Origin of the sequence: Myxococcus eversor, from assembly GCF_010894455.1 — a bacterium.
In the GTDB taxonomy this organism is placed as follows: Bacteria; Myxococcota; Myxococcia; order Myxococcales; family Myxococcaceae; genus Myxococcus; species Myxococcus eversor.
Window position 1 is genome coordinate 1 of sequence record NZ_JAAIXY010000049.1, and the last position, 5,766, is coordinate 5,766.

Below are 5,766 nucleotides of genomic sequence, written 5' to 3' on the forward strand. Positions count from 1 at the left end.
GGCACCCCGCCGTCGAGGCAGGGGGACTCCGTAGCCCGCAAAAGGAAAAGCCCCCGTCGCACGAGGCGACGAGGGCTTCTCTCAAAAAGAATCCGGCAGCGACCTACTCTCCCACGCGGTTTCCCGCGGAGTACCATCGGCTCTGGAGGGCTTAACTTCCGTGTTCGGGATGGGAACGGGTGTGACCCCTCCGACATTGCCACCGGAAAAGCTGTAGGTGCATACGAAGGGTAAGTTGCAATAGTCTGCGAGTACAAGCCTCGCTGTGCGCTGAAGTGTTTCGTCCGGGTGAATGCATAGAGTGCATTCAGTCTCGGCCTTGGCCCCGAGTCCCTTACTCCCCTTGAGGGGGCGCGCAAGAGATAGGGGGAAGTAAGCCTCTCGACCAATTAGTACCAGTTAGCTCAACGCGTTACCGCGCTTACACACCTGGCCTATCAACGTCGTAGTCTTCGACGGGTCTTCAGGGGCTTGCGCCCGGGATACCTGGTCTTGAGGTCGGTTTCCCGCTTAGATGCTTTCAGCGGTTATCCAATCGGCACATGGCTACCCAGCGATGCCTCTGGCGAGACAACTGGTACACCAGCGGTGCCTCCAACCCGGTCCTCTCGTACTAAGGTCAGAGCCTCTCAAGTATCCTACGCCCACAGCAGATAGGGACCAAACTGTCTCACGACGTTTTGAACCCAGCTCGCGTACCGCTTTAATTGGCGAACAGCCAAACCCTTGGGACCTGCTCCAGCCCCAGGATGCGATGAGCCGACATCGAGGTGCCAAACCTCCCCGTCGATGTGAACTCTTGGGGGAGATAAGCCTGTTATCCCCGGAGTACCTTTTATCCGTTGAGCGATGGCCCTTCCATTCAGGACCACCGGATCACTATGACCTGCTTTCGCACCTGCTCGACGTGTCCGTCTCGCAGTCAAGCTCCCTTATGCCATTGCACTCGCCGCCCGGTTTCCAATCGGGCTGAGGGAACCATCGCGCGCCTCCGTTACTCTTTGGGAGGCGACCGCCCCAGTCAAACTACCCACCAGACAGTGTCCCAATCCCGGCTGACGGGACATGGTTAGACACCAGAAATCAACAGGGTGGTATTTCACCGTTGCCTCCACCGAACCTAGCGGCCCGGCTTCAAAGGCTCCCACCTATCCTACACAGTCAATCCCTAGTGTCACTGTCAAGTTATAGTAAAGGTTCACGGGGTCTTTCCGTCTTGCTGCGGGTAAACTGCATCGGCACAGCTATTTCAATTTCGCTGAGTCCCTCTCCGAGACAGCGCGGAAGTCGTTACTCCATTCGTGCAGGTCGGAACTTACCCGACAAGGAATTTCGCTACCTTAGGACCGTTATAGTTACGGCCGCCGTTTACTGGGGCTTCGGATCATCGCTTTGCCTTGCGGCTGACGAATCCCCTTAACCTTCCAGCACCGGGCAGGAGTCAGACCCTATACGTCGGCTTGTCGCCTTCGCAGAGTCCTGTGTTTTTGGTAAACAGTCGCTACCGCCATTTCTCTGCAACCTCTCTCGGCTCCGGCTGTACGCCTTCACCTACCAGAGGCCCACCTTCTTCCGAAGTTACGGTGGAAATTTGCCTAGTTCCTTGGAGGAGAGTTCTCTCAAGCGCCTTAGGATTTTCTCCTCACCCACCTGTGTCGGTTTACGGTACGGACACCCTGCAAGCTCCCTACGGGACTTTTCTTGGAAGCAGAGCATCAACGACTTACCCCTTACGGGGCGCCATGGGGTCTCGGGGATAGCTGCCGCGCCTTTAATCGTACGCGACACCCCTACGCCTTTGGACTGACACAACCGCCGGTCAGCTCGTCTAGCTTTCTCCGTCCTCCCTTAGTTCAACGCTTACAAGATGGCGCAGGAATATTAACCTGCTTTCCATCATCTACGCCTTTCGGCCTCGACTTAGGTTCCGGCTAACCCTGGGAAGATTAACTTGACCCAGGAAACCTTGGGTTTACGGCGAGGGGGTTTCTCACCCCCTTTATCGCTACTCATTTCGGCATCAGCACTCCCAGCCGCTCCAGCCGCCCTTTCGGTCGACCTTCGCTGCAACTGGGACGCTCCCCTACCGCCACACGTTTTGCGTGTGACCCGAAGCTTCGGTACTAGTCTTGAGCCCCGTTACATTTTCGGCGCGGCCTGTCTTGACCAGTGAGCTATTACGCTTTCTTTAAAGGATGGCTGCTTCTAAGCCAACCTCCTGGTTGTCAATGACCTGCCACATCCTTTCTAGTGTTCACTTAGACTAGATTTGGGGACCTTAGCTGTCGGTCTGGGTTATTCCCCTCTTGCCAATGGACGTTATCACCCACTGACTGCGTCCCGGGCTAACAATTACTGGCATTCGGAGTTTGGTACGGTTTGGTAATCTGGTGAGACCCCTAGCCGTTCCAGTGCTCTACCTCCAGTATTGAATTGCCCGAGCCGATACCTAAATATCTTTCGGGGAGAACCAGCTATCACGGAGTTTGATTGGCCTTTCACCCCTACACACAGCTCATCTCAGAAATTTTCAACTTTCATGAGTTCGGTCCTCCATGCGGTGTTACCCGCACTTCAACCTGGCCATGTGTAGATCACCCCGCTTCGGGTTATAATACACGCAACTAATTCGCCCTTTTAGGACTCGCTTTCGCTCCGGCTCCACCTAACGGCTTAGCCTCGCTACGTATATTAAGTCGCCGAATCATGATGCAAAAGGTACGCCCTCGCACTGGCTTGCGCCGTAGTGCTCGGACTGCTTGTAGACATGCGGTTTCAGGTTCTTTTGACTCCCCTTGCCGGGGTTCTTTTCACCTTTCCCTCGCGGTACTTGTTCACTATCGGTCGCCAAGGAGTATTTAGCCTTACCGGATGGTCCCGGCTGATTCAGACAGGATTGCACGTGTCCCGTCTTACTTGGGTAACCCACTCAGCTCCAACCGGCTTTCGCGTACGCGACTATCACGCCCTGTGGTGTCTCTTTCCAGAGACTTCCGCTAGCCAGTCAAAGTCCTACCGTGGACCCTCTACCCCGCTGCCACTTGCGTGACATCGGTTTGGGCTGTTCCCATTTCGCTCGCCGCTACTTTGGGAATCACTCATTGTTTTCTCTTCCTCAGGGTACTGAGATGTTTCACTTCCCCTGGTTAGCTCCTGCCTACCTATGTATTCAGTAGGAGGTAACACCGCTATTCGCAGTGCTGGGTTTCCCCATTCGGACATCTCCGGATCAACGCTTGGTTGACAGCTCCCCGAAGCTTTTCGCAGCCACCCGCGTCCTTCATCGCCTCTTGGCACCTAGGCATCCACCGCACGCCCTTAGTAGCTTACTTGCCCTAATCTCTTGTCTAACGCCCGCCTCCCGGCGGATTGTCGAAACTCGAAACCAAGGCCCAGACCCCTGCTCTTCGCAGCAGGCCCGGAAAAAATCACTCTACGCTTGTAGAAACACTGCCCTCTCACCTCGCCTCACGGCGGTGGTTTCAGGCAGTGCTTTCTGCGAGAACTTGTTACTCAGCAGAAATTGCAACTTACCCTTCGTATGCACTTGTCAAAGAACGTCTCCCGGACTTCGGGAAAACTTGTGGAGCTGATCGGAATCGAACCGACGACATCCAGCTTGCAAAGCTGGCGCTCTCCCAACTGAGCTACAGCCCCATGTGTCCGGGCCAATTTAGCTGGGTGCGTCACCGTTGCCCAGGCTTAAAGCCTGCGGAAACAGTGGGCCTAGGTGGACTTGAACCACCGACCTCGCGCTTATCAGGCGCGCGCTCTAGCCAGCTGAGCTATAGGCCCAGGAGCTACCGCGTCGATTCTACAGCGTCCTTCATTCTCAAAGAGCTGGTGCCGCGTCTTCCGCGCACTCAGTCCTTCAAAACCAAACAGCAAGCCCAGAGAAGTATTGAGTCGGATTGGACTCGGAAACGTTGACCTGGTCGACCTGACGCGGCTCGAAAGCCGCTGGCACCACCTGCTGACACCGAAGTGTCTGCCTGGTGCCCGGTCTCCTTAGAAAGGAGGTGATCCAGCCGCAGGTTCCCCTACGGCTACCTTGTTACGACTTCACCCCAGTTACCGACCACTCCTTGGGCACCTCTTGGTGAAGTGACTTCTGGAGCAATCGACTCCCATGGTGTGACGGGCGGTGTGTACAAGGCCCGGGAACGTATTCACCGCAGCGTGCTGATCTGCGATTACTAGCGATTCCGCCTTCATGGAGTCGAGTTGCAGACTCCAATCTGAACTGAGACCGGTTTTATGCGATTAGCTCCCCCTCGCGGGTTGGCAACGCTCTGTACCGGCCATTGTAGCACGTGTGTAGCCCTGGTCATAAAGGCCATGAGGACTTGACGTCATCCCCACCTTCCTCCGGTTTAACACCGGCAGTCCCTCTAGAGATCCACTTGCGTGGCAACTAAAGGCGAGGGTTGCGCTCGTTGCGGGACTTAACCCAACATCTCACGACACGAGCTGACGACAGCCATGCAGCACCTGTCTCTCGGCTCCCTTGCGGGCACCGCCTCATCTCTGAGGCATTCCGAGGATGTCAAGACCAGGTAAGGTTCTGCGCGTTGCGTCGAATTAAACCACATGCTCCACCGCTTGTGCGGGCCCCCGTCAATTCCTTTGAGTTTTAGTCTTGCGACCGTACTTCCCAGGCGGAGAACTTAATGCGTTAGCTTCGGCACCGCGGGGGTCAACTCCCACGACACCTAGTTCTCATCGTTTACGGCGTGGACTACCAGGGTATCTAATCCTGTTTGCTCCCCACGCTTTCGCGTCTCAGCGTCAGTTGCCGTCCAGGTGGCCGCCTTCGCCACCGGTGTTCCTCCCCATATCTACGAATTTCACCTCTACTTGGGGAATTCCGCCACCCTCTCCGGCACTCAAGCACGACAGTTTCGGGCGCACTTCCTCAGTTGAGCTGAGGGCTTTCACACCCGACTTGTCACGCCGCCTACACGCGCTTTACGCCCAATAATTCCGAACAACGCTTGCACCCTCTGTATTACCGCGGCTGCTGGCACAGAGTTAGCCGGTGCTTCTTCTCCCGGTACCGTCAAGCCGTTGGATGTTAGCCAACGGGTTTTCTTCCCGGTCGAAAGTGCTTTACAATCCAAAGACCTTCATCACACACGCGGCGTTGCTGCGTCAGGCTTTCGCCCATTGCGCAAAATTCCCCACTGCTGCCTCCCGTAGGAGTCTGGACCGTGTCTCAGTTCCAGTGTGGCTGATCGTCCTCTCAGACCAGCTACCCGTCGTTGCCTTGGTGGGCCATTACCCCGCCAACTAGCTGATGGGCCGCGGACTCATCTGGTTGTGATAGCTTGTATACAGAGGCCACCTTTTCCCTCAGTCTCCGAAGAAACCGTGGGCTTATCCGGTATTAGCCAATCTTTCGACTGGTTATCCCGAGCATCCAGGCAGATTATCCACGTGTTACGCACCCGTGCGCCGCTCTACTAAGGGTTGCCCCTATTCGCGCTCGACTTGCATGTGTTAGGCACGCCGCCAGCGTTCGTTCTGAGCCAGGATCAAACTCTCCAATTTTAATTTGAAGGTTGAACCGGCGTTCACCAAGTGTCCGGCTAAGGAACCTTGGCTCGCTGATTCACTGCAGGCACTGCTGGTATGCGCTTCTCAGCGCTCCCTGGCTGGTGCCTTCTCAAAGATTGACTGCGGTTTCCGCAATCCTTCTCTTCTTCTTGGGCTTGCTATTTGGTTTTCAAAGACCGAGCCGCTTGTTTCAACCGCGACTTCCTGCTA

General features: G+C 55.8%; 2 tRNA genes and 3 rRNA genes. All 5 read right to left on the reverse strand.

The annotated features are described in order from the left end of the window. Positions 1-90: 90 nt before the first annotated feature. Positions 91-207: ribosomal RNA gene (gene rrf, locus G4D83_RS44960) — 5S ribosomal RNA — on the reverse strand. Positions 208-368: 161 nt separating this feature from the next. After that, a 23S ribosomal RNA gene (locus G4D83_RS44965) occupies positions 369-3,332 on the reverse strand. A 252-nt stretch (positions 3,333-3,584) separates the two neighbouring features. After that, positions 3,585-3,657 (reverse strand) — tRNA-Ala (locus G4D83_RS44970). 64 nt (positions 3,658-3,721) lie between these two features. After that, positions 3,722-3,795 (reverse strand) — tRNA-Ile (locus G4D83_RS44975). A gap of 217 nt (positions 3,796-4,012) precedes the next feature. Further along, a 16S ribosomal RNA gene (locus tag G4D83_RS44980) occupies positions 4,013-5,550 on the reverse strand. Together the 16S, 23S and 5S rRNA genes with 2 tRNA genes alongside form the textbook arrangement of a ribosomal RNA operon. Positions 5,551-5,766 lie beyond the last annotated feature (216 nt).